The organism is Streptomyces sp. CAI-85 (assembly GCF_013363615.1).
GTDB classification, from domain to species: Bacteria; Actinomycetota; Actinomycetes; order Streptomycetales; family Streptomycetaceae; genus Streptomyces; species Streptomyces antibioticus_B.
In genome coordinates, this window is the sequence record NZ_JAANNX010000010.1 from 149,065 (window position 1) to 172,887 (window position 23,823).

General features: G+C 70.8%; 17 protein-coding genes and 1 pseudogene. 7 read left to right on the forward strand and 11 right to left on the reverse strand.

Annotated elements, in window-relative coordinates:
- Window positions 1-6: 6 nt before the first annotated feature.
- The 5 genes from G6W55_RS15345 to G6W55_RS15365 form a co-directional block, all read right to left on the reverse strand.
- Window positions 7-1,560, reverse strand: coding sequence for an acyl-CoA synthetase (locus G6W55_RS15345; protein ID WP_175521390.1), 1,554 nt, complete (start codon window positions 1,558-1,560; stop codon window positions 7-9).
- A complete protein-coding gene (locus tag G6W55_RS15350; protein ID WP_175521391.1) occupies window positions 1,557-2,666 on the reverse strand; it encodes a nitronate monooxygenase family protein in 1,110 nt (369 codons plus the stop codon). Before G6W55_RS15350 ends, G6W55_RS15345 begins: the two co-directional genes overlap by 4 nt.
- Window positions 2,667-2,753: 87 nt before the next feature.
- Window positions 2,754-4,322 (reverse strand): NAD(P)/FAD-dependent oxidoreductase, encoded by a 1,569-nt coding sequence (locus G6W55_RS15355; protein WP_175521392.1) that lies wholly within the window; start codon window positions 4,320-4,322, stop codon window positions 2,754-2,756.
- A gap of 53 nt (window positions 4,323-4,375) precedes the next feature.
- Window positions 4,376-4,903 carry a ferredoxin gene (locus G6W55_RS15360; RefSeq protein WP_175521393.1) on the reverse strand — a complete coding sequence of 176 codons (528 nt, stop codon included), beginning with the start codon at window positions 4,901-4,903 and terminating at the stop codon, window positions 4,376-4,378.
- Window positions 4,904-4,978: 75 nt separating this feature from the next.
- Complete coding sequence (locus tag G6W55_RS15365) at window positions 4,979-5,446, reverse strand: hypothetical protein (RefSeq protein ID WP_254876261.1); 468 nt, start codon at window positions 5,444-5,446, stop codon at window positions 4,979-4,981.
- Between the two features lie 268 nt (window positions 5,447-5,714).
- Between G6W55_RS15365 and G6W55_RS15370 the strand changes: the two genes are divergently transcribed.
- Together G6W55_RS15370 and G6W55_RS15375 are read left to right on the forward strand one after the other, a co-directional pair.
- The gene (locus tag G6W55_RS15370) at window positions 5,715-6,827 is read left to right on the forward strand and encodes a DNA-binding transcriptional regulator (protein WP_175521394.1); all 1,113 of its coding nucleotides are present in this window, start codon (window positions 5,715-5,717) and stop codon (window positions 6,825-6,827) included.
- A gap of 13 nt (window positions 6,828-6,840) precedes the next feature.
- Window positions 6,841-7,425 (forward strand): HD domain-containing protein, encoded by a 585-nt coding sequence (locus tag G6W55_RS15375; protein ID WP_175521395.1) that lies wholly within the window; start codon window positions 6,841-6,843, stop codon window positions 7,423-7,425.
- A gap of 288 nt (window positions 7,426-7,713) precedes the next feature.
- On the opposite strand, the gene G6W55_RS15380 is transcribed toward G6W55_RS15375, so the two are convergent.
- From G6W55_RS15380 to G6W55_RS15385, 3 genes and pseudogenes are all read right to left on the reverse strand, one after another.
- On the reverse strand, window positions 7,714-11,505 hold the full coding sequence (locus tag G6W55_RS15380; protein ID WP_175521396.1) for a hypothetical protein: 3,792 nt from the start codon (window positions 11,503-11,505) through the stop codon (window positions 7,714-7,716).
- A gap of 74 nt (window positions 11,506-11,579) precedes the next feature.
- Window positions 11,580-11,692 (reverse strand): annotated as a pseudogene (locus G6W55_RS39560) (IS5/IS1182 family transposase); the annotation flags it as partial.
- A gap of 1 nt (window position 11,693) precedes the next feature.
- Window positions 11,694-12,872: an acyl-CoA dehydrogenase family protein gene (locus G6W55_RS15385; protein ID WP_175521397.1), complete on the reverse strand. Its 1,179-nt coding sequence runs from the start codon at window positions 12,870-12,872 to the stop codon at window positions 11,694-11,696.
- An 828-nt stretch (window positions 12,873-13,700) separates the two neighbouring features.
- On the opposite strand from G6W55_RS15385, the gene G6W55_RS38665 reads away from it, so the two are divergent.
- The gene (locus G6W55_RS38665; RefSeq protein WP_254876262.1) at window positions 13,701-14,975 is read left to right on the forward strand and encodes a PE-PGRS family protein; all 1,275 of its coding nucleotides are present in this window, start codon (window positions 13,701-13,703) and stop codon (window positions 14,973-14,975) included.
- Between the two features lie 106 nt (window positions 14,976-15,081).
- Complete coding sequence (locus G6W55_RS15395) at window positions 15,082-15,645, forward strand: histidine phosphatase family protein (RefSeq protein WP_175521398.1); 564 nt, start codon at window positions 15,082-15,084, stop codon at window positions 15,643-15,645.
- Window positions 15,646-16,114: 469 nt separating this feature from the next.
- Here the strand turns inward: G6W55_RS15395 and G6W55_RS15400 are convergent, their stop codons facing one another.
- The gene (locus tag G6W55_RS15400; protein WP_175521399.1) at window positions 16,115-16,507 is read right to left on the reverse strand and encodes a ferredoxin; all 393 of its coding nucleotides are present in this window, start codon (window positions 16,505-16,507) and stop codon (window positions 16,115-16,117) included.
- Between the two features lie 126 nt (window positions 16,508-16,633).
- Between G6W55_RS15400 and G6W55_RS15405 the strand changes: the two genes are divergently transcribed.
- From G6W55_RS15405 to G6W55_RS15415, 3 genes are all read left to right on the forward strand, one after another.
- Window positions 16,634-16,999, forward strand: a complete 366-nt coding sequence (locus G6W55_RS15405; protein WP_030787399.1) for a DUF6479 family protein — start codon at window positions 16,634-16,636, stop codon at window positions 16,997-16,999.
- Window positions 17,000-17,073: 74 nt separating this feature from the next.
- Entirely contained in the window at window positions 17,074-17,910 is an 837-nt protein-coding gene (gene ppk2 / locus G6W55_RS15410) for a polyphosphate kinase 2 (protein WP_175521400.1), read from the forward strand.
- A gap of 94 nt (window positions 17,911-18,004) precedes the next feature.
- Window positions 18,005-19,969 (forward strand): PAS domain S-box protein, encoded by a 1,965-nt coding sequence (locus tag G6W55_RS15415; protein WP_244368765.1) that lies wholly within the window; start codon window positions 18,005-18,007, stop codon window positions 19,967-19,969.
- Window positions 19,970-20,027: 58 nt separating this feature from the next.
- Here the strand turns inward: G6W55_RS15415 and G6W55_RS15420 are convergent, their stop codons facing one another.
- The gene (locus G6W55_RS15420) at window positions 20,028-21,005 is read right to left on the reverse strand and encodes a RimK family alpha-L-glutamate ligase (protein WP_175521401.1); all 978 of its coding nucleotides are present in this window, start codon (window positions 21,003-21,005) and stop codon (window positions 20,028-20,030) included.
- A 346-nt stretch (window positions 21,006-21,351) separates the two neighbouring features.
- Entirely contained in the window at window positions 21,352-23,739 is a 2,388-nt protein-coding gene (locus G6W55_RS15425) for a phosphoketolase (protein ID WP_175521402.1), read from the reverse strand.
- Between the last annotated feature and the right edge of the window lie 84 nt (window positions 23,740-23,823).

The window sequence follows — 23,823 nt, forward strand, 5'->3', positions numbered from 1 at the left end:
CCGCTGTCACAGCGGCCGGGCGTGGCCCTCCCAGTAGGGCTCCCGCAGCCGCCGTTTGTACAGCTTGCCGTTGGGGTCGCGGGGCATCTCGGCGATGAAGTCGACGCTCCGGGGCCGTTTGTAGCCGGCGAGCCGCTCCGCGCAGTGCGCGAGGAGGGCGGCGGCCAGGCCGGGCCCGGGCAGATGGCCGGGGGCGGGTTCGACGACCGCCTTGACCTCCTCGCCCCAGTCGTCGTGCGGGATCCCGAAGGCGGCCGCGTCGGCGACGGCGGGGTGGGCGAGGAGCGCGGACTCGATCTCGGCCGGGTAGATGTTGACGCCGCCCGAGATGATCAGGTCGATCTTGCGGTCGCGGAGGAAGAGATAGCCGTCCTCGTCGAGGACACCGAGGTCGCCGACGGTGAAGAAGTCGCCGATGCGGTTCTTCCGGGTCTTCGCCTCGTCCTTGTGGTAGGCGAAGCCGCCGGTCGTCATCTTCATGTAGACGGTGCCCAGTCGGCCGGGCGGCAGCCGGTTGCCGTCGTCGTCGAAGACGGCCAGTTCGCTGATCGGCCAGGCCCGGCCGACGGTGCCGGGCTTCTTCAGCCAGTCCTCGGCCGTGGCGAAGGCGCCGCCGCCCTCGCTGGCCGCGTAGTACTCCTCCACGCAGTCGCCCCACCACTCGATCATGGCGCGCTTCACATGGTCGGGGCAGGGGGCGGCGCCGTGGATGGCGTGCCGCATCGACGTGACGTCGTAGCGCGCCCGGACGGCCTCCGGGAGGGCCAGCAGACGGTGGAACTGGGTCGGGACCATATGGGTGTGCGTGCAGCGCCGGGTGTCGATGAGCCGCAGCATCTCCTCGGGCGTCCACCGGTCCATCAGGACCAGCCGGTGGCCGATGTGCAGCGAGGCGCCCGCGAACTGGAGGACGGCCGTGTGGTAGAGCGGCGAGCAGACGAGGTGCACGTTGTCGTCGAAGGGCCGGATGCCGAAGATGCCGAGGAAACCGCCGAGATACGCCTCCTCGGGAAGCCGGCCGGACAGCGGGCGCCGGATGCCGCGCGGGCGGCCCGTCGTACCGGAGGTGTAGTTCATGACCCAGCCGAGGGTGCGGTCGTCGGGCGCCGACTCCTTTTGTCCGTCGAGGAGTTCGGCGTACGGGCGGAATCCCTCGACGGTGCCGACGGCGTACCGGCGGGCGGCGGGCAGACCGGCCTCGTCGGCGGCGCGGGCGGCCTGTTCGCCGTAACGCTCGTGCGCCACAAGGACTTTGGCGCCGGAGTCGGAGACGATCCAGGCGATCTCGGGGCCGACCAGATGATGGTTGACGGGCACGAGGTAGAACCCGGCCTGGGAGGCGGCGAGATAAGCGGTCAGGAACTCCACCGAGTTGGGCAGGACGACGGCGAACGCGTCGCCGCGCTCCATCCCGGCCGCGCGCAGTCCGTGCACCAGCCGGTTGCACGCGGCGTGCAGACGTCCGGCCGTCCACTCCTCGCCGTCGGGGGCGATCAGGACCGTGCGGTCGGGGTCGGCGGTGGCCTGGGCCCAGAAGCCCGTGGGGGGTGCGCTCGTCACTGGCCGCTCCTTCCGGCGATGCGGTTGACACGGTCCACGGCCTGTTCGAAGCCCCGGGTGAGGTCGTCGAAGACGGCGCGGACGCTGCGGACGTCGTTCATCCGGCCGACGATCTGGCCGACGGGCGTGCCGAGCAGGGGGTCGATCTCGTGCTTCTGGATGCGGGAGACGGCCTCGGCGACCAGCAGGCCCTGGAGGGGCATGGGCAGGGTGCCGGGTCCGTGCGGGTCGTCCCAGGCGTCGGTCCACTCGGTCCGGAGCTGGCGTGCGGGTTTGCCGGTGAGGGCGCGGGAGCGCACGGTGTCGCCGGAGCCGGCGTCCAGGAGTTTGCGGGTCAGGGCCGGTGAGTGCAGGTCGGCCTCGGTGGTCGTCAGCCAGAGCGAGCCGAGCCAGACGCCCTGGGCGCCGAGGGCGAGGGCGGCGGCGATCTGCCGTCCGCTGCCGATGCCGCCGGCGGCGAGGACGGGCAGCGGGGCGACGGCGTCCACGACCTCCGGGGTGAGCACCATCGAGGCGATCTCCCCGGTGTGCCCGCCGGCCTCGTAGCCCTGGGCCACCACGACGTCGATGCCCGCCTCCCGGTGCTTGCGCGCGTGCCGGGCGCTGCCGGCCAACGCGGCGACCAGCACGCCGCGTTCATGGGCGCGGGCGACGACGTCGGCGGGCGGCGAGCCGAGGGCGTTGGCGAGCAGCCGGATCGGATAGCCGAGGGCGACGTCGAGCTGGCGGCGGGCGACCTGTTCCATCCAGCCGGTGATGCGCCAGCCGGACGCCTCGCCCTCGGCGAGTTCCGGCACCCCGTACTTGGCGAGGGTCTCCCGCACGAACCGCCGGTGCCCCTCGGGGATCATGGCCTCGACGTCGGCCTCGGTCACCCCCTCCACCTTGCGGGCGGGCATCACGACATCGAGCCCGTACGGCCGTCCGTCGACATGCGCCTCGATCCAGTCGAGGTCGCGTTCCAGCTCGTCGGGGGCGGTGTAGCGGACCGCGCCGAGCACGCCGAAGCCGCCGGCGCGGCTGATGGCCGCGGCGACGGCCGGGAACGGCGTGAAGCCGAAGACGGCGTGCTCGACGCCCAGTTGCTTGCTCAGCTCCGTCTGCATGGGCGCAGGATGCCGCAGTCCTCCGGACGACGGAAGACCTTTTCTGATACACCGTCAGATTCCTCGATGGAGGTGGCTACAGGTGGTTCACCCTTGGCCGGCCTCCAGGACGGCCATCGCCGCGTTGTGCCCCGGCACCCCGCTCACCCCTCCCCCGCGCACGGCTCCGGCCCCGCACAGCAGGACGTTGGCGTGCGGGGTCTCGACGCCCCAGCGGCCGGTGCTCTCGTCGGCGTAGGGCCAGGACAGGTCCCGGTGGAAGATGTTCCCGCCGGGCAGTCCGAGGTCGCGCTCCAGGTCGAGCGGGGTGCGCGCCTCGATGCAGGGGCGGCCGTCGGCGTCCAGGGCCAGGCAGTCGGCGAGCGGTTCGGCGAGATGGGCGTCGAGCTGGGCGAGGGTGGCCTTCAGCAGCTCCTCGCGCACGGCGTCGTTGTCCCGCTCGAAGAGCCGGGCGGGGGTGTGCAGCCCGAACAGGGTGAGCGTCTGGTAGCCGCGCTCGACGAGATCGGCGCCGAGGATCGACGGGTCGGTCAGGGAGTGGCAGTAGATCTCGGACGGCGGTGCGGTGGGCAGCTCTCCTGCCGCGGCCTGGGCGTGGGCGGCGGCGAGCTGCCGGTAGCCCTCGGCGATGTGGAAGGTACCGGCGAACGCCTCACGCGGGTCGACGGCGGAGTCCCGCAGCCGGGGCAGCCGGGTGAGCAGCATGTTCACCTTGAGCTGGGCGCCCTCGGCGGGACCGGGCGGGGTGTCACCGGTCAGCTCGGCGAGCGCCTGCGGGGAGGCGTTGACCAGCACATGCCTGGCACTGGCGACCCCTTCCCCGTCCCCGGTCCGATAGGTGACCTCGGCGGTACGGCCGTCGGTGGCGATGCGTACGGCCTCGTGGCCGGTGGCGATGACGGCTCCCGCGTCCCGGGCGGCGGCGGCCAGGGCGTCGGTGAGGGCGCCCATGCCACCGACGGGCACGTCCCAGGCGCCGGTGCCGCCGCCGATGACGTGGTAGAGGAAGCAGCGGTTCTGCTTGAGGGAGGGGTCGTGGGCGTCGGCGAAGGTGCCGATGAGCGCGTCGGTGAGGACCACGCCCCGCACCAGGTCGTCGGCGAAGCGCTCCTCGACGGCCACGCCGATGGGCTCCTCGAAGAGGACCCGCCACGCCTCGTCGTCGTCGATGCGACGGCGCAGCTCGTCACGGCTGGGCAGCGGTTCGGTGAGCGTGGGGAAGATGCGCCGCGCAACTTCGCCGGTCATCCCGTAGAACCTCCGCCAGGCCGCGTACTCGCGCTCCCCGCCGGTCAGCCGCGCGAAGGCGTCCCGGGTGCGCTCCTCGCCCCCGCCGACGAGCAGCCCGGTCGGCCGCCCGTCCCGCTCCACGGGGGTGTACGACGAGATGGTCCGCCCCTGGACCCGGAACCGCAGCCCGAGATCCTGCACGATCTTCTCCGGCAGCAGGCTGACCAGGTACGAGTACCGCGACAATCGCGCGTCCACCCCGGCGAACGGCCGCGTCGACACGGCGGCCCCACCGGTATGGTCCAACCGCTCCAACACCAGCACGGACCGCCCGGCCCGAGCCAGATAGCCGGCCGCGACAAGTCCGTTGTGCCCGCCGCCGACGATGACGGCGTCGTAGGTGGGGTGGGGTTCGTGAGGTGACATGGGTTCTTGGTAACACGGCGGTCGCCGATCGGCGACGGTGCGGTGGCCGACACCTAGAGCCGCGGCAGACGGTCCCCCGGGGTCGGAGCGCGCCGTGCGTCCAGCCAGAAGAGATAGATCCGCAGGTGGGTGCTCAGTTCCCCGTCGAGATAGGCGACGTAGTCGCGGGCGGCGGCCGCCGTGCCCTGCCCCGACGTCGCGTCGTCGTCCTCCCACACGTCACGCCGGTCCGCCAGATACTCCCGGATCCGCCCTCGCTCACTCCACCACTCCCGGACCGATGCCACCGTCCAGTGCTCGTCACCGTCACAGCCGTAGCCGGAGAAGGGGTCCTCCTCGGCGGCGGCCAGCATGTGCCGGAGTTCGTCCGTCGTCCGGGGCTGGCGGTACACGTACTCGGTGAAGTGCTCACCCTCGTACAGCACGAGCCCCGGGGCGTGGATGCGGCCGGTACCGCAGTTGTCGGTGTCGGCCCCGTAGAACGGGCCGGGCACGTTGAGCCATGTCCGGTCGGCCCACCGCCCCTTGAACAACTCGCGCGCGTCACCGAGCAGCGGCACGGGATCGAAGTAGAGCGGCACGGCTGCAAGATACCGCCGGTCGGTCCTGCGACGCTCCGACGGCTGGGCTGTTGCCCGCCCGTATGCGAGTTGGCTTCACGCATCGGCGTCGGCGTCTTCCTCCTCCTCGCGGATCCAGTGCACGCCGGCGGCGACCAGCCGGGCCACGGACAACGGCGCGCACAACTCCCCCGCGGAGGCCATAGGCACCGACCAGTACGACGCCCAGGTCGCGGGGTCGTGGTCCACCCGCGTCACCGGCGGCACGCCCAGCAGGGCGTCACGACCGAGACAGTCGACCTCGACCGCACGCCATTCCTCGGCCGCGTCGTGCCAGGTACGGGGCATACTGCCCGGCACGAGGGCGTAGTACCGCGGGCCACCGTGCAGCACGCAGACGACCGGCCCGCCGTCGAGGGCGTGCTCAAGGAACTCGTCGACATCGGCCGGCACGGCGGTCCCGGCGACGGCGTGCACCAGGCGGGCGGGAATCCGCACGGCGGAAATCAGGCCACCCAGCGGCAGCATGGCGGCACCCAACTCCCGCCACTGCTTGCGAGCCACCTCGCGTCCCCGAACATCGGGCAATGTCGAGAGCAACCAGCGCTCGACGGCCAGGCACCGATCGGCGGCACTGTGCACGACTGCGTCGGCTCGTCCCCGCGGCTTGTGATCGTTCTGGGTACTCGCCCGCATACCGGCATCCACGACTGCACCGTCCCTATACGCTCTGAATTCAGGTGACTACGTGGACGGTAGAAAGCGGGGCCGACCCACTGAAGTGACCGCCGGTACGGGTAGGCGCGGGAAGCGCTGCGAAGGATGGGGTGCCATGCCGTCGAATCCAGGAGGACCCCGGACCGGCAGTCAGGGTTCGTCCTCACGGCCCCGCTCCGGCGTCATCTCCGGGTACACCTTCCGGGTGATGCGCGAGCAACTCGGGCACACGCAGGACACCATGGCGGAGCAGTTGCGCGTGTCCGCCGACACCGTCGCCGGGTGGGAGTCCGGACGCCGGCCGCTGACCGCCGTGTCCGTGGGCCAGAAGCACGTCCACCGGCACCGGCTCATGCAGTTGGGCACCTCTCCGGCCCTGCTCCAGGCGCTGGATCGTGCGATAGAGGCGGACGTGCTCCTGGCCAGTGCCCTGGACGAGGAGGCCGACGTCGAGGAGTCTCCCCTGGGCGCCTGGGTCATGCAGCGCGACCTGGTCGGCGTCCTTGCGTGGCCGCTCAACGGCGTGCCCCCACAGCCCGTACGAGACCTGCCCACGCCTGCGCGGCCGCGCCGAGGCCCCGTGCCGACGGCCCCCGAGATCTCGGACACCGATCGCCGCCGGTTCTTCGACCGGATGCGGGACACCGCCGAACGGGCGCAGCGGCCCGGCCAGTTCCTCTTACGGCGCCAGGCCCTGTACCTGGCCGGTTACGACGACCAGTCCGACACCGCGGACTGGCTCGCCCACCAGCAGGCGACGGAGCGGCCCAGCGACTGGCTCACCGACTGGCTCAACTCCCGCTCCGTGGCGGCCGTGGCGGGCCGCCAGGGCGACCGCGACCGGATGAGCCACTTCATCGACACGGCCCTGGCCGACGACGCCGGCGAGGCCGCCAACCTCAACTACTGGGCGTACTGGCTCGGCGAGATGTCGCATCTCGAACTCTCGGACGGCTTCATCGCCTCCCGCACGCCCGGCCCCTGGCCCGGCGACAAGCTGCTCGCCCACCTCGCTCAGGGCCTGGCCCCGGAGCACGGCTACGTCGATCTCAACATCCGCACCCTGTGGTCCCTCCTCACCGTCCGCCCGCACCTCCTCCGGTCGGGGACCGCGGCCCGTGCCCTGCGCGCCGGGCTGCCCGTGATGTTGGATAGCCGGGAGATCTCCGCCCGCGCACGCCGCGAGCTGGAGAGCATCAGGTATGCGGTACGCCTCGCCGAGGCGTGAGAGGAGTCCGACGGTGGCTGACGACCAACTGGCCCAGGTGGCGAAGTTCCTGTTCGAGGCGGGGACGCTCAAGTCGTCCAGGCGCACGGGCTGGTGGATGGCCGGTGTGCGGGACCCGGAGAGCGTGGCTGAGCACGCCTGGCGCACCTCGCTCCTCGCGTCGATCATCGCCAAGCTGGAGGGCGCGGACCCCGCCCGCGCCGCGCTCCTGGCCGTGTGGCACGACTCCCAGGAGACACGGACCGGGGACGTCAACCACCTCGGGAAGAGGTACGCCGGCGAGGCCGACCCGCGGGCCGTCACCGCCGACCAGGTGGCCGGCATGCCCGAGGCCCTCGCCGAGACGATCCGCGACCTGGTCGACGAGTACGAGGACCGGGAGTCCGCCGAGGCGGTCTGCGCCCGCGACGCGGACAAGCTGGAGTGCCTGCTCCAGGGCATCGAGTACAAAGCCCAGGGCTACGAGCTGGCCCAGCGATGGATCGACAACAGCCGCAAGCGCATCGTGACCAAATCCGGCGCCGCCCTCGCCGACCAACTCCTCGACATGGACCCCCTGGACTGGCTACGCACCGCCCTCGGCGAGAAGCCCCGCTGACCCGGGCAGTCAAAATGCCCCCTTGTACGACTCCTGTGCGGCCCATGTGGTGCCGTGCAGGAGGTCATTGGGCTCCAGATGCCGTCAATGTCGGGAGCCGTGACACCACCTGCCTGACCCACTCCGCATAGTCATGAAACCGCTGATCACCCGGACCGCCCGTCACTCCGGCAATCTGCCGGGGAGTTGCGCGGTCGGCGGCGTCTCATCCCCCTGACACAGATTCTCGGGCAGCAGGTGCCGCGCAACCTTGAGAAGCCACTCCACCTGTGCCGGAGCGGGTCCCGCCTACTCCAAGCCCTGATGCCGTCGCTCTGCCTCTTGATCCTCCCGCCGGGCATCAGCTTCGTACGACTCCGCAAGCCCTTTGAGCAACTTCCTGGTTCGCGGCCAAGCGCGTGCGCGTTCAGCCTGCTCCCGGAAGGACTGGGCCAACTCCGACTCTTGAACTCCGCCATCCAGGAGTCCCCGGCTGGTCACACCTCGTTTGTTGTAGATCCCGATGCTGAGACCTTGTTCAAGATCGCTGCTATTGATCTCTTCGAGTAGCTCTCGGACAGCTTCCGGAACCTGCAAGTCGTCCTCATCGCGCGGGGCGAAAGCAAGTACCTCACCGATCTGCACGTCACCTACCTCGGCACGATCCCTGGCCGCCAGTTCTGCCCGGGCCGCCACGACCCACGTACGTAGTGCAACAGGGTCGAGGTCCCCGTCGGCCGTGAGCCCTGGACAGGTACGCAAAGTGTGAAGGGCTCTGTAGGCATAGTTCGCGATGTTGCGCCTGTTCTCCTGCTCGACAGCATCTTCCGCTTCTTCTTCGGAGGTGGTGCTGGGCCGGAAGGCCCACGTCACCAAATCCACGAACGCCTCAGGGTCCTCAACCAACGTCTTGTGGAGAGTTGGAGCCGCACCATCGAACCCGAGCGCAGGCAGAAGTTGCCACTCCAGCCTGAGGATGCGTTGACGCCCCACCCGCTCGTGGTGCCGGTCCAGCAGCGCAAATAGATCCTGGAAATATGCACTGAGTCGCCCGATCTCAGGGTCGCTCAACCGACATGCGATGAGGTCTTCCAGCCCGGCGACGACGACCTCGGCAGCCTCCGAGCTGTCCCCTTCCCTGTCGTACAAGAGGATCAGGTCGAGCGCCGCTGCAGGACGGCCCGCACTCAACAGCGACCGGGCCGCATCAAGCGCTCGCGGGAAATCGGAGCCGAGCCCGAAGTACGAGAATTCACGCCAATAAAATCCCGCTACATCCGAACTTAGTTCAGCGAGCTTGGACCACGAGGAGGCCGGATCCGGAGCAAGCCGCAGGATCGCTGCCTGGGTCTGCGGATCCTCTGTAAGGGAAAGAAGCCTGTCACGGAGATCGTCCCCCTGGGCCCGCATGCGCCGACGCAGGTACCCAGCCGCCACCTCTTTGGCTAGCGAAGCGTCCTCTTCCTCAAGCCAGGACAGCAGCTCTTGGTCATGGTCCTCGGAGTGCTCTGCGAGAGCGATGCCCACCAGGTCGGGGACTCTGCTTGCGGAGGCCAGCTCGACGAGAGCTGCCAGCCCTCCGTTCGCGACCGTCTCGCCGACCGCTACGGCCCGCCGGGCGAAGACTTCCGCGTCGTAGGCGGCGGAGTCGTCACGGCGTCTGATGTCGCCAAGCGTGATCCTGCCAGATTGAAACAACCATGCGTACCGCTTCACCGGACTCCGAGGCTCCAGCGCTTCGCGCGCGGCTTGGAGGGGGCGAAGCTCGTCCGCGGAAAGGGCCCACGCCGCGTCCGCATACTCCTGGTGCCGAGAAACCTGATCGCGCAGTGCGCGGTGGAGAACCGCACGCTGGTCATCATCTTCCAAATCGTCTCCCAGCTCGGTCAGCCGTTGCGCGACCTCAGTACGGTGCTTGGAAGGGAGTACGTCGATTTTTCCGATCAGGTCGACATACAGCTCGGGAGCGCCGTTGAGTTCGTCCAGGAGCAGGTCGGCTACGGCGGTGATTACACTCCGTCGGATATCTGGTGTTACAACGGTGTCCCTTTTCCAGCCACGGAAACGCGGACCAGGATGACTCATCTGCATGGAACGGCCGTCTGGAATGAGCTTAAGAAGCAACTTGCGGCCCAGGGCTGGCCGCCTCCGCACCAGGCGTCGGATTACTCTGATGCGGTCCTCGGCGCTGGCGGTCGTGTTGGGGGCCCATGCACTGAGAATTCCCACCAGACTCGTTAGGGGACGATTCGACAGCCGACCGCCCGGATCGACGAGAGCCAGCGCAGTGAGTACGTCGACTGCGTCATCGATGTGCTCCGGAGACCATGCCAGGATCTCCAAGGACCACAGAAATCCTGTGTGAGGAGAGCTAGATCCAAGCCCCATGTTGTCAGGCTGGTTGTCGGTGAACATGGCGGAGTGAAGAGACCTGGTGCCACTGAGGCCCTCGTGCATCGCTTCTATGAACTCCTCCGGAGCGGCTTCAGCCAGCAAGGTGAGCACATCGCCCAGGGAACGCCACAGGCTGTATGTGTCATCATTGTTTGCCTGTTCCAGCAGATCACGAACCAGCAACCGAGCCCATCGATCTCCCGTGACGCCTCCGGGGCCCCGTAGATCCGCGCCCAATGTGCCCAGGAGAGCAAGCGACTGGGCGAGCCCTGCGCGGAGGGTGTCGGAGAAGCGGCGCCCCACACCCATCACTCCGGCCCTCCAGCGTTCGCCAGGGTCCAGGTCGAGGATCGGGTCCGTTTCAGTCAGTACCTCCAAGACTGCCGTTCGGAAGAACTGGAGATCATCGCCGGTGAGGGATGTACCGAGCAAGGTCCAGGCATCCTCGGCAGCTAGCACGTGCCAGATCTCTGCCTGGTGGCCGAGGAAAGGGATGTCGGTCCCAGCCGCGAGCTCCCGGGCCCGTTCCTGCAACTCTTCGTATTCAAACCCCGAGCACTGTCCAACCACACGACGGTCTTCCCGATTGTCCCCATTCCAGGAATTCAGCAGGAGCAGCCGCCGGCGGACCACATCGAGCGTCGAGGCCCGTTCCGGTGTGAGTGGCTCCGGGTGGTGGGCCAAGGCTCGCCGCAACGCGAGCAGGCTGCGGCGACCGAGCGCACCGAGCCGGGCCGCACGCTCGCTCGGCATGCCGTCAGAGCGCAGCAGGGACTCGATGACCTGGCTGTGGACCCTAGGCACGTTCACGTCGCACGGGCCGCCGGGCATCGCAGCCCACACGAGCTGGTGAGAGTGCTGCTGTGGAATGTCCCGCGCCAGCACCGGATCCGCGAGGACCAAAATCAATGGCTGGCGTAGCGTCAGCAGTTGCTCAAAACCGCTCCTGTCGGAAACGAACAGAACCCGCGCCCCCACCTGAGTGGCCCCCAGGATGCCTTCTTGTTCTAGCGCAGCAGCAACGAAGGCGCAGACTTCGTCAGGGCGCAGATCGCCACCTAGCTTGATCACCGACCGTCCGGTGGCGAGTAGGGCGCTGAAGTCCGCAGCCGCCGTCTCTCTTCCTGCCAGCACCACCGTCCGGCCCAGTGGGATGCGCGTCGATCGGAGCCAACTGTCAGCCCACCACGACTCCAGCGACCGCACGCCCGGCTGCGCCTTCCCCAGCCGGGCAGCAAGCCATGCCGTGGTGGCGGGTGCTTGTTCCAGCCACACGTCAATCACGTCGAGGTTGTACCCGCGTACGTCCCGCCACCGACCGTCCTCGGTGTGGCGATCGGCCCAGGTTCGAGCGTCTCTCCACGCGTCGAGGATGACTTCTACATAGGTGACGTCTTTGGTCGCGAGCCCGTTCGGTCCCTTAGTCCTCTTCTCGTAGTCTTCCGCAGCCTTGCTGTTGCCACCGCCAACAGACAATTCCCATACCGAGGTTCCTTCCGGCACGAACGCCGACGGCCCCGACGTCGTGACAATGCCGTCGAAGCCTCCGACCGCGGTGCCGGAGCCTCCCGGCATGTCCAAGGATTCCAACCCGTTTGCGGTCTCGGCTATCAAGCGTCTGACCAACAGCGGGAGCACGGTGTCGAAGCCCGCGTCACCACGTGCCTTGCGAAGATCGTCGCGATCAACTGGCGGCCATGCAGTCATGCCCCGACAGTACTGCCACCCGCTGACACTCCGTTCGGATGCAACTCCGTCAACGCCATCACCGTCGACCTCATGCGGCCGTTGCGGACCTGCTCCACGCCTTCGCAGCGCAGGGCCGTCACCAGCTTGCCGAAGACACGAGGCTCAGCCCGGTGAAGCGCCAACTAAAACGCTTAGTCACAAGCAGGCTAGCGCCGCACCCGCGGCATCCCCAGCCCGATCCAGGAGATGATCTCGCGCTGGATCTCGTTGTTGCCGCCGCCGAAGGTGAAGATGACGGCGGAGCGGTAGCCGCGTTCGAGTTCGCCGTGGAGGACTGCGCCGGGGGAGCCTTCCTGGAGGGTGCCCGGGGCGGCGGCGATCTCCAGGAGCCAGGCGTAGGCGTCGCGGCGGGCCTCGGAGCCGTAGACCTTGACGGCGGAGGCGTCCTGGGGGGTGAGGGTGCCGTCCTGGAGGGCGCCGACCATCCGCCAGTTGAGGAGTTTGAGGGCGTCCAGGCGGACATGGGTCTGGGCGAGCCGGCGGCGTACCCAGGGGAGGTCGATGACGCGGCGGCCGTCGGCGAGTTTGGTCTCGGCGGCCCAGCGCTGGACGTCGTGCAGGGCGCGGATCGCCATGGTGCCGTGGGCGGCGAGGGTGACGCGCTCGTGGTTGAGCTGGTTGGTGATCAGCCGCCAGCCCTGGTTCTCGGCGCCGACCCGGTGGGAGACGGGGACGCGGACGTTCTCGTAGTAGCTGGCGGTGGTGTCGTGGGAGGCGAGGGTGCGGATGACCGTGCAGGAGTAGCCGGGGTCGGTGGTCGGCACCAGGAGCATGGTGATGCCCTTGTGCGGCGGTGCCGCCGGGTCGGTGCGCACGGCGAGCCAGACCCAGTCGGCGGTGTCGCCGTTGGTGGTCCAGATCTTCTGGCCGTTGACGACGTACTCGTCGCCCTCGCGGACGGCGCGGGTCTTCAGGGCGGCCAGGTCGGTGCCCGCGTCGGGTTCGCTGTAGCCGATGGCGAAGTCGATCTCACCGGCGAGGATCTTCGGCAGGAACCACGCCTTCTGCTCCTCCGTGCCGTACCGCATGATCGTCGGGCCTACGGTGTTCAGCGCCATCAGCGGCAGCGGGACGCCCGCCTGGGCGGCCTCGTCGAAGAAGACGAACTGCTCGGTCGGGGTCAGGCCCCGCCCCCCGTACTCCGTGGGCCAGCCGACGCCGAGCCAGCCGTCGGCGCCGAGCCTGCGGATGGTGGCGCGGTAGAAGCGCTTCGCACCGACCGGGTCGGCGTGCCGGGCGTAGGCGTTGTCCGGCACCAACTCGGCGAAGTAGGCGCGCAGTTCGGCGCGCAGCCGCTGCTGCTCGGGCGTGTGGTCGAGGTGCACGGCGCCTCCTGGCTTCCCAAGGCCGGTGTCCTGACGGCGCACACCGTAGAACGTGTTCCAGAAATTGGGAATGGTGCCGGGGCTTTCGGGGGCGCTCAGAGGGACAGGGAGGATGTCCTCCATGAGCGGAGACGAACTGAAGGCGCTGTTGGGGCGGGCGGGGCTGGTGGCCGCCGAGCACTGGCGGACCGAGGAGGTGTTGCCGGCCCGGGCCGCCTGGCGCCGGATCACCGCGGCCGCCGCCCATGCCCCCACGCCGACCGTCCGCGCGGACCAGCCCGCCGAGATCGACGCCGGCTGGCATCAACTGGCCCTCACACACGGCCTGTTCGACGCGGACGGTGTGTTCCTGATCGATGTCGACGGTGACCGTCCCGCGCGCCGGCCGCGGAGCTGGACCCGCGTGCGGCTCACCCCCGGCTGGGGACTTGCCCGCGTGCTCGCCGAACGGGCTGGCCCGCAGCCGGAGTTCGTCACCATGCCGGTGGGTGGGGATCTCGTGTTGGGTGTGACGGCGGTTGCGGACAGCGGCGAGGTCCGGATCATCGTCGTCGACCGGCTCGCGGACCGCGTCGAGGCGGACGCGCGGGCTGCGGCCGAGGAGACCCCGGACGAGCGGGCGGCGGCGTGGGAGTCGCTGTTCGAGGAGCCGTCGCCCTCGCGGCGGCTGCGCGCGCTGTGGGCGAACGGGCTCGGCGGGAATCCGGCCGCCCCCGACGACCTGCGCATCTCCCTCCTGGAGAGGTCGGACTACCTGTCGTATCTGCCGCAGCCGCCCGCGGTCGTCGCGGCCGCGCTGGCCCATGAGAGCTGGGAGGTGCGGGGGCCATGGCCGAGTATCAGCGGGGCCTCACCGGCGAGCAGCGGGCCCGGCAGATCCTGGCCGAGGACGATCCCCGGCATCGAGCGACGCTGGTCCTGCTGGCTGCCGGGCACCGCGGGGCCGAGCTGCCCGCCCCGGTGCTGGAGCGGCTCGCCGCCGATCCGTCGTCCCTGGTCCGGGAGCAGGTCACCGGGCTGTCCGGCGCCCTGCTGACGGGTCTGGTCTCCGACCCCGACGCCCGCGTCCGGGTGGCGGCGTGCGGGCCCGCCTGGCCGCATCTGGACGAGGAGGCGCGGAGGCGCCTGCTGGAGGACCCCGACGGCGCGGTCCGGGCGGCGGCCCTGCTGTGCCGTCACGAGAACCGTCCGATGCCCCGGTCCGTGTTCGAGGCGGAGGGGTTCACGGTCGACGCCGTGGCGAACTGCCGGCTGGAGCGGGACCTCGCCGAGTGGCTTGCGGACACCCGGCCGGAGCAGCGCAGCGTCCTCGCCGGCAATCCGCGTCTCCACCGCGAGCTGGTCCTCCGGCTCGGCGCGGACCCGGACCCCTCGGTGCGTTTTCAGGCGTCCGTCCACCCCGTCCTCACCGAGGAGGAACGCGCGGGCATCGACTTCCCCCGCGACCTCATCCGCCGCGGCCTCGACTGGGTGGAGGACCTGCGCGACGACCCGGACGCCCTGCGCCGGCTGGCCGCCTCCGCGCACCCCTACGTCCGGAGCGCGGTCGCCCGCGTCGGACGGCTCCCGGCGGACGTGGTCGAGCTGCTGGCCCGGGACGAGGACCGGGTCGTACAACTCTTCCTCGCCGAGTCCTGCGCGGACGCGCCCGCCGACATGCTGTTGTCGGTCTGGCGCTGGTGGACCGGCAGCTTCAGCCACCCCGACGTGCCGCACGGCCACCGCAACTTTCCCCGCCACGACCTGCTCCGTTACGCCGACGACCCCAGCCCGCGGATGCGCCGGCTGGCCCTGGACGACCCGGACTCCACGGCCGAGCTGGTCGAACGGTTCGGCCGTGACCCGGCCGAGGAGGTCCGACGCCGGGCCGCGAGCGACCCCCCGGCTGTCGGCCGCCTCGGCCGTACGGCTGCTCAGCGATCCCCACGAGGGCGTACGGTACGAGGCCGCCCGGCATCCCCGGCTGCCCGCGCGGACCCTGGTCAAGCTGCTGCGCGACCTCGAGAGCGCGCAGGAGGCGGCCCGGCATCCCGCGATTCCGGTGGCGGTGATGCGGCGCATGGCGGCGGCGACAGCGGAGCGCGTTCCGCGATGACACCCTGAGCACCTCCACACCCGGAGCCCGACTCGAGCATCGGCCCGACGGTCACCCACCAGGGCGCCCGGCACGCACCGAACGGCAGCCCCGACGCCCGAAGGAAGCGCCCCCATGACCACCAGACTCACCCTGATCACCCCCGCCCTCACCACCCCCGCCCCCGACGCCCGCTTCGGCGACGACTCCCCGCTCGACGCCGCCGGACTGCGCCAGGCCGGGGCAGCCGCAGGTGCGGTGCCGAACGTCGAACGGGCCTGGTGTTCGCCGACCGCGCGCTGCCGGGAGACGGCCGCCGCGCTCGGGATCGACGCGGTGGACGCGCCCGAGCTGGCGGCGCTGGACGCCGGCCGGTGGAAGGGCGAGGCGCTGTCGGTCGTAGGGGCGCGGGAGCCGGAGGCTCTCGGGGTGTGGCTCGCGGACCCGGAGGCGGCACCGCACGGCGGGGAGTCGGTGCGGGCGGTGTGCGACCGCGTGGCCGCCTGGCTGGAGGCGACGGCCCGGGACGCGGGGCGGGCCCTCGTGGTCGCCGAGCCGGAGGTGGTCCGGGCGGCCGTGGTACGCGCGCTGGACGCTCCCGAGTCGGCGTTCTGGCGCACGGACGTGCCCCCGCTGACGGCGGTGGAACTCAGCGGACGGTCCGGTCGGTGGAACGTGCGGGTCGGACGACCGCTGTAGCCGACGAGGCGGTACGACGCTCAGACCAGGCTTGCCATGAAGTCCCCGCACGCCCGGGCACAGGTGCGGCATGCAGCCGCACGTCCCCTCGCGGTCGAGGGCGTGCGCCGTCTCCAGGCACCCGGTCCGGCACGGTGTACAGCGTCAGGTCAGGTTCCCCGCGGAATCCGCGCACGCCCGAGCGCACGCAGGGCACGCCGCCGCCGTCTCCACGACACCCGCATGCCGGTCGACGACGTGCGCGGTTCGCAGGCTCACGGTCCGGCACGGCGCAAGACTCCGGCCCCCGGACCCCGGCGCCCTCGGACCAGGCTCGCCATGAAATCCCCGCATACCCCGAGTGGGAAGCCGCCCGCCCTCGGCACCCGCGTGCCCGTCGACGGCGTGCGCGGTCCGGAGACTCACGGTCCGGCACGGCGCACGACGCACAACCCCAGGCCCCCGCCGCCTGCCGCCCGCCCCGCCGCCTTCAGACCAGGCTCGCCATGAAGTCCGAGCACGCCCGGGCACAAGCCCGGCACGCCGACGCCGTCTCCTCGGCGCCCGGGTGCCCGTCGAGGGCGTGGGCCGTCTCCAGGCAGACCGTTCGGCACCATTCCAGTTGGACGCGGAGGGCCGCCTCGCTCATCTGGTGGTCCTCGGACAGCGCGCGGCAGGTCGCGTCGCAGACCTCCGCGCACAGGATGCCCTTGCGTCGCAGGTGTTCGTGTTCGCGGGAACCGTCCGGATCCACGAGGCCCGCGCGCAGCGCACACGCCTGCGCGCACTCGGTGCACGCCAGTGCGCAGCCGAAGCGGTCCTCCAGGAACCGGAACAGCTCTTGCGGGGAAGCCTGGGCGGTCCCGGACGTCGTAGGAGTCATCGGAGTCATCCCTTGCGGGTAGCCGCCGCACGCCCCACGAAACCAGCGCTGCGCAGCACCCCGCACACGCTGAGCAACATGACCCGAAGTGCGGTTTATGCACCTTTACCTGGGTATTCAGCCGATATGACTACCGCAAGCGTCCAGCTCGCCGCCCCGAGCGGCCTGCTCAGTCTGATGCTGTTCGTGGTCGGCATCGCGGTCATCGCCCTGCTGGCCGGTGGCTTCTGGATGGGTTCGCGCATCAAGCAGCGCGAGTCGCCGAGGCCACGGCCCGAGGAGCAGCCGCAGATGCCGCCCGGCGGCCCCGTGCACGAGATCCGTGAGAACCGTGAGCCGGACGAGGTGCCCGTCACCCCCAAGGGCGGCCGTCCCCTCACCCCCTACGAACTGTCCAACATGCAGACCAAGCCCAGCGCCTCGAAGGACCGCCCGCGCTGGAGCAAGGGCAGCAGCGGCTCCTTCGGCGGAGGCGGACTGGGCGCCCACTGAGCACCCGCTGAAAGCCGGGTGATCACGTACCGTGGCACTGCTCGGATCGACACGTCGACGAGGGGTGCGAACGGATGGCCAAGGACGGCAAGGACAGCACGAACAGCAAGGCCGGCAAGACGAAGGCACGCGTGCCCCGCGCCGCCTACGAGACCGAACTACTCCGTCTCCAGACCGAGTTGGTCAAACTCCAGGAGTGGGTGCGGGCCGAGAACGCGCGGCTGGTCGTCGTCTTCGAGGGGCGTGACGCGGCCGGCAAGGGCGGCACGATCAAGCGGGTCGCCGAGCATCTCAACCCCCGCGTCGCCCGGATCGCCGCGCTGCCCAAGCCCACCGAGCGCGAGCGCACGCAGTGGTACTTCCAGCGGTACGTCGAGCATCTGCCGGCCGCCGGGGAGATCGTGCTGTTCGACCGCTCCTGGTACAACCGGGCCGGTGTCGAGCATGTGATGGGCTTCTGCACCAAGCAGGAGTACCAGCTCTTCCTGCGCCAGTGCCCGGTCTTCGAGCGGATGCTGATCGACGACGGCATCCTGCTGCGCAAGTACTGGTTCTCGGTGAGCGACACCGAGCAGCAGGCCCGCTTCCGCAAGCGGCTGGACGATCCGCTGCGCCGCTGGAAGCTGTCGCCGATGGACCTGGAGTCCCTCACCCGCTGGGAGGCGTACTCGCGGGCCAAGGACGAGATGATGGTGCACACCGATCTCCCCGAGTCGCCCTGGAACATCGTGGAGAGCGACGACAAGCGACGGGCCCGGCTGAACATGATCGCCCATCTGCTGGACTCGGTGCCTTACCACGACGTGCCGCCGCAGGTGCTGGAGCTGCCCGAGCGCCCGGAGTCCACCGGTTACCTGCGCACCCCGCGAGAACTGCAGAACTACGTTCCGGATCACGCGGCGAGCCTGTGAACGGTCGTTCAGGATCGTAAGTGAACGGACAGTAAACGACTTCACGAAGCGGAGGCGACCGAAAAGCGCTGGGATGGCCTGAACCGTCGCGCAGATGAGGTGGAAGATGGCCGACGTGATGCAGGCAGGTCCGGCGCGGTTCGCGAGCACCGCGGAGCAGAAACGGTGCGCCTGTGGCGTACCCGAGGACGCTCGGGAACCGGGCGGGGCCGAGGAGCGTTTCCGGGGTCTGCTGGAGGCCGCTCCGGACGCCATGGTCATCGTGGACGACACGGGAGTCATACGTCTGGTCAACGCCCAGACGGAGGCGCTGTTCGGCTACGGCCGTGAGGAACTCCTCGGCCGCCCGGTCGAGTTGCTCATCCCGCACCGCTTCCGCGACCAGCACACCGGGCACCGGGGCGGCTACACGGCCAACCGGCAGGTGCGTCCGATGGGCGCCGGTCTGGAGCTGCACGGGCTGCGCAAGAACGGCGAGGAGTTCCCCGTCGAGATCAGCCTGAGCCCGCTGGAGACGGCGGACGGGCTGCTGGTGTCGGCGGCCGTGCGCGACGTCAGCGACCGCAAGGCGGCCGAGGCCAGGATCAACGAACTGGCCGCGCTGGTGGAGTCGTCGCAGGACGCGATCCTCGCCAAGACCCTCGACGGGTACATCACCTACTGGAACGCGGCCGCGCAGCGCCTGTACGGCTACACGGCCGAGGAGGTCATCGGCCGGCACGTCTCGCTGCTGGCCCCGCAGGAGCTGCGCGGCGAGATCCGCGCCCTGCTCCGGCGGCTGCGGCACGGCGAGAAGGTCGAGCACTTCGAGACGTTACGGCTGACCAGCACGGGCGCCCTGCTGGACGTGGACGTGACGCTGTGGCCGACCCACGACACGCGCGGCACCGTCGTCGGGGCCTGCGCGATCGTGCGGGACATCAGCGACCGCAAGCGCGCGGAGGCCGAACTGACCGCGCTGTACGAGCAGCAGCGGCACATCGCGCTGACCCTCCAGCGGAGCCTGATGGGCACACCGCCCGCCCTGCCGGGCCTGGCCACCGCCAGCCGCTACCGGCCGGCCACCCAGGGCGCCGGGGTGGGCGGCGACTGGTTCGACCTGATACCGCTGGGCGCCGACCGGGTGGGCGTGCTGATCGGCGATGTGATGGGCCGCGGTCTCGAAGCCGCCGCCGTCATGGGCCAGTTGCGGTCGGCGGCGCACGCGCTGGCGAAGACCGGGATGCAGCCGCGTCAGCTCATGCGGGCGCTGGACCGCTGCGTGGCCGATCTCGACGTCCCCGATCAGCTCGTCACCTGCTGCTATCTGGTGATCGCCCCCGACACGGGCACCGTCACGGTCTGTTCGGCGGGGCATCTGCCGGTGCTGGTCGCCGGGGCCGGCGGTGTCAGCGCCCTGCCGTGCCCGGTGAACGCGCCGCTCGGGGTGGGTGACGTGCTGTACGAGGAGTCCAGTTCGGAGATAGCGCCGGGTGCCACGCTGGTGCTGTACACGGACGGCCTGGTGGAGACGCCGGGCAGTGACATCGAGTTCCGGATCGACGAACTCTCCCTCCTCCTGGACGAGTTCTTCTCCGGGACGCCGTCCCTGGAGGACGCGGCGGACCAAGTGCTGGCGGGTCTGCTGCCGGACCCCGACAGCCACAACGACGACGTCACCCTGCTGTTCGCGCAGCTCCCGGCGCCTCCGCTGGCCGCCGTCAGCACCGCCCTGCCGGCCGTCCCGGCCTCGGTGCGGGAAGGGCGGGCGTTCCTCCACAAGGCGCTCGACTCGTGGACCTGTGCCGCCGTCGCCGGTGACGCGCTCCTGCTGCTGTCGGAGACGCTGACCAACGCCGTCCAGCACGCCGAGGGCCCGCTCGGGCTGCATGTGCACCGCACGGCCACCGATCTCACCGTCGAAGTCAGCGACCGCAGCCCGCAGTTGCCCCAGCCGCGCATGGCCGGCCAGGACGAGGAGTCCGGGCGGGGTCTGATCCTGGTGCGTGCCCTCGCCACCGGCTGGGGGGTCCGGCCGACGGACGAGGGCAAGACGACCTGGTTCACGCTGCGGCTGTAGGGCGCCCGTACCGCCGCCGCTCCTCACACCGCGGCTGCACAACGCCGCGCCGTCGTCGCTACGCCGAGGCGGTGAGCCCCCGGGGCGAGCCGCCGCCGGCCAGGTCGAAGGCGTCCAGATGCGCCCGGACGTACGGCACGGCCACCTTCGCCACCTCCACCGCGCCGTCCACGAAAGCGGGCTGCACATTGACCTCGAAGACCACCCCGCCGTTCTCGGGGGCGAGGTCCACGCCCGCGAAGGGCAGCCCGACCGACGCGGTGGCGGCGACAGCCAGTTCGGCGAGACGGGGCGAAAGGTCGGCGGGGTCGATGTGGACGGGGGTGGCGCCCCGGCAGGTGTTGCACGGGGTGTCGGGCTCGGGCTGGAGGTGCTCGCGGGCGTGCACGACCTGCTCACCGAGCACGAACACCCGGAACTGGTGGCGCAGTCCGTCGGCGGTGACGTTGCCCGCGTCGCGCGACAGCATCCAGTCGGTGCCGTGCCCGGCGTAGTAGGCGGTGGCCTCCGTCAGCCGTGCGGGGGTGGTGACATGGAAGGTGTCGTCGCCGCCGGTGCCGACGACGGGCCGGGCCCAGGTGTCGCCGCCGAGCCGCTCGAACGCCTCGGCCGCCTCCGCCGGGGCGGGGTCCGACAGGACGACGGTCTCCATCTGGGCGACGCCGTCGCGCTCGAAGCGGGCGACGGTGAGGTTCTTCTCCGTCGCCGTCCGCCATGCCTCCGGGCCGGCGGCGAGGGTCACCACGTCGTGGGATTCCAGGAGTTCCTGGAAGGCGGCGAGATCCCGCCTGCGGTGCGGCGGGATCTCGTAGAGCAGGACGACGTCGGGGACGAAGTCCAGCCGCTCCTCGGCGACTTGGAGGCGTAAGCGGCCGCCGTCCGGGGCGCAGCGGCCGGATCCTCCGGTCGCGAAGTGCCGGGAGTCGACCCGGACGGGCGGGGCTCCGGTGAGCAGTTCCACGGCCTCGGCGAGGTACTCCCGGCACCCCTCGGGGGAGCTGGGATCGGCGATCAGGGCGATGTTCGGTCGGGACACAGCGGCCTCCAGTGGCTGTCGACGCACGCTCGTGCCGCGGGCCGGCCGGCACGTGGTCCGAGCGGGATCACGGATGGTGCCTGTCGCGCGGGGGGCCTGGCGTCCGTCGCCGCGCCGGCGGCCGCGGGGGTGCGCGGCCCGTCCCGGGTCCGCGGGACGGCTGCCGGGCCGGGGACGGCCGGTGGCCCGAGGGGCCCCGCGGGTTCCGTGTCGCGGGGCCGGGCGGCCACTGTAGGCACCGGGCGGCGCGCACCGACAGGGCGCATGCCCGGCCGCGCTCTGCCCCGCGCCCTGCGCCGTCCGCACCGGCCCGTGCGCCCTCGCCGGACGGCCGTGACCTGCTGTCTCAGCCGTCCCAGGACCAGTCGGCGACCTCGGGGAGATCGGTGCCGTGGACCCGGATCCAGTCGTGGTGGCGCAGTCGCGCGTCCTCCATCCGCTGCCGTACGGCGGCGGCGCGCACGGCGAGGCCGGGCACCCGGTCGATGACGTCCATGACGAGCCGGTAGCGGTCGAGGTCGTTGCGGACGACCATGTCGAACGGTGTGGTCGTGGTGCCGATCTCCTTGTAGCCGCGCACATGCAGGTTGCGGTGGCCGGTGCGGCGGTAGGCGAGGCGGTGGATGAGCCACGGGTAGCCGTGGTAGGCGAAGATGACGGGCCGGTCGGTGGTGAACAGTCCGTCGTACTCGAAGTCGCTCATGCCGTGCGGGTGTTCCTCGGCGGGCAGCAGCCGGGCGATGTCGACGACGTTGACGACGCGGACGGCGACCTCGGGCAGGTTGCGGCGCAGCAACTGGGCGGCGGCCAGCACCTCCTGGGTGGGGACGTCACCGGCGCAGGCGAGGACGACATCGGGTTCGCGGCTGCCGTTCTCGGTGCCGGCCCAGTCCCAGACGCCGGCGCCGCGCGCGCAGTGCGCCCGGGCCTGGTCCATGGAGAGCCAGTCGAAACAGGGCTGCTTCCCGGCGACGATCACATTGACGTAGTCGCGGCTGCGCAGGGCGTGATCGGCCACGGACAGCAGGGTGTTGGCGTCCGGCGGCAGATAGACCCGGACGGCCTCGGGGCTCTTGTTGAGGATGTGGTCGACGAAGCCGGGGTCCTGGTGCGAGAAGCCGTTGTGGTCCTGGCGCCACACATGCGAGGTGAGCAGGTAGTTGAGGGAGGCGATGGGGGCGCGCCAGGGCAGCCGCCGTGTCACGCGCAGCCATTTGACGTGCTGGTTGACCATCGAGTCGACGATGTGCACGAACGCCTCGTAGCAGGAGAACAGTCCGTGCCGGCCGGTCAGCAGATAGCCCTCCAGCCAGCCCTGGCAGGTGTGTTCGGAGAGGATCTCCATCACCCGGCCGTGCCGGTCGAGGTGTTCGTCGACCTGGAGGGTCTGGGCCTGCCATGCCTTGCCGCTGGCGCCGTAGACGGCCTGGAGCCGGTTGGAGGCGGTCTCGTCGGGTCCGACGAGGCGGAAGTCGCGGCGCTCGGCGGTGGACCGCATGACGTCCTCCAGCAACTCGCCCAGCACCTTGGTGGGTTCGTGCAGCGTGGCGCCGGGCTTGTCGACGGGGACGGCGTAGGTGTCCAGGCCGGGCAGCGGGAGTTCACGCAGAAGCAGTCCGCCGTTGGCGTGCGGGGTGGACCCCAGACGGCGGTCGCCGTCGGGGATCCAGGCCAGGACGTCGAGCCGGGGGCGGCCCTGCTCGTCGAAGAGTTCCTCGGGCCGGTAGGAGCGCAGCCACGCCTCCAACTGGCGCAGATGGTCGGGGTTGTCGCGGACGGCGGACAGCGGCACCTGGTGGGCGCGCCAGGTGCCCTCCACCGGCAGCCGGTCGACGTGCGCGGGCCCGGTCCAGCCCTTGGGGGTGCGCAGCACGATCACCGGCCAGCGGGGGCGCTCGCCGGCGCCGTCCTCGCGGGCGGCGCGCTGGAGGGCGGCGATGCGGTCCAGGGCGGTGTCCATGGCCTGGGCCATCGCGCGGTGGACGGCGTTCGGCTCGTCGCCGGTGACATGGATCGGGTCGTGGCCGTAGCCGCGCAGCAGCTCGTCGAGTTCGGGCTCGGGGATGCGGGCCAGCACCGTCGGGTTGGCGATCTTGTAGCCGTTGAGGTGCAGGATGGGCAGGACGGCGCCGTCGTGGACCGGGTCGAGGAACTTGTTGGAGTGCCAGGAGGCGGCCAGCGGGCCGGTCTCGGCCTCGCCGTCGCCGATCACACAGGCGACCAGCAGGTCCGGGTTGTCGAGGGCGGCACCGTAGGCGTGGGAGAGCGCGTAGCCGAGTTCGCCGCCCTCGTGGATCGAGCCGGGCGTCTCGGGGGCGACGTGGCTGGGGATGCCGCCGGGGAAGGAGAACTGCTTGAACAGCCTGGCCATGCCGGCCGCGTCCCGGGTGACGTCCGGGTAGGTCTCGGTGTACGACCCCTCCAGCCAGGAGTTGGCGACCACCGCGGGGCCGCCGTGACCGGGGCCCCAGACGCACAGGGCGTTCAGGTCGCGGGTGCGGACGACCCGGTTGAGGTGGGTGTACACGAGGTTGAGGCCGGGCGAGGTCCCCCAGTGGCCGAGCAGCCTCGGCTTGATGTGCTCCGGGCGCAGGGGCTCGGTGAGCAGCGGGTTGGACATGAGGTAGATCTGGCCGACGGCCAGGTAGTTGGCGGCGCGCCAGTGCGCGTTCAGGGTCCGCAGTTCGTCGTCCGTGAGCGGGGCGGCGGAGGACTGCGGGGGTTCGACGGGCATCTCGGTTCCCTTCCGGGTCGGGGGCGCTCGGAGGTGCGTGCCGGTCCGTACCTCCCACCCTGCCCCGCGATCGGGTACCCCGAC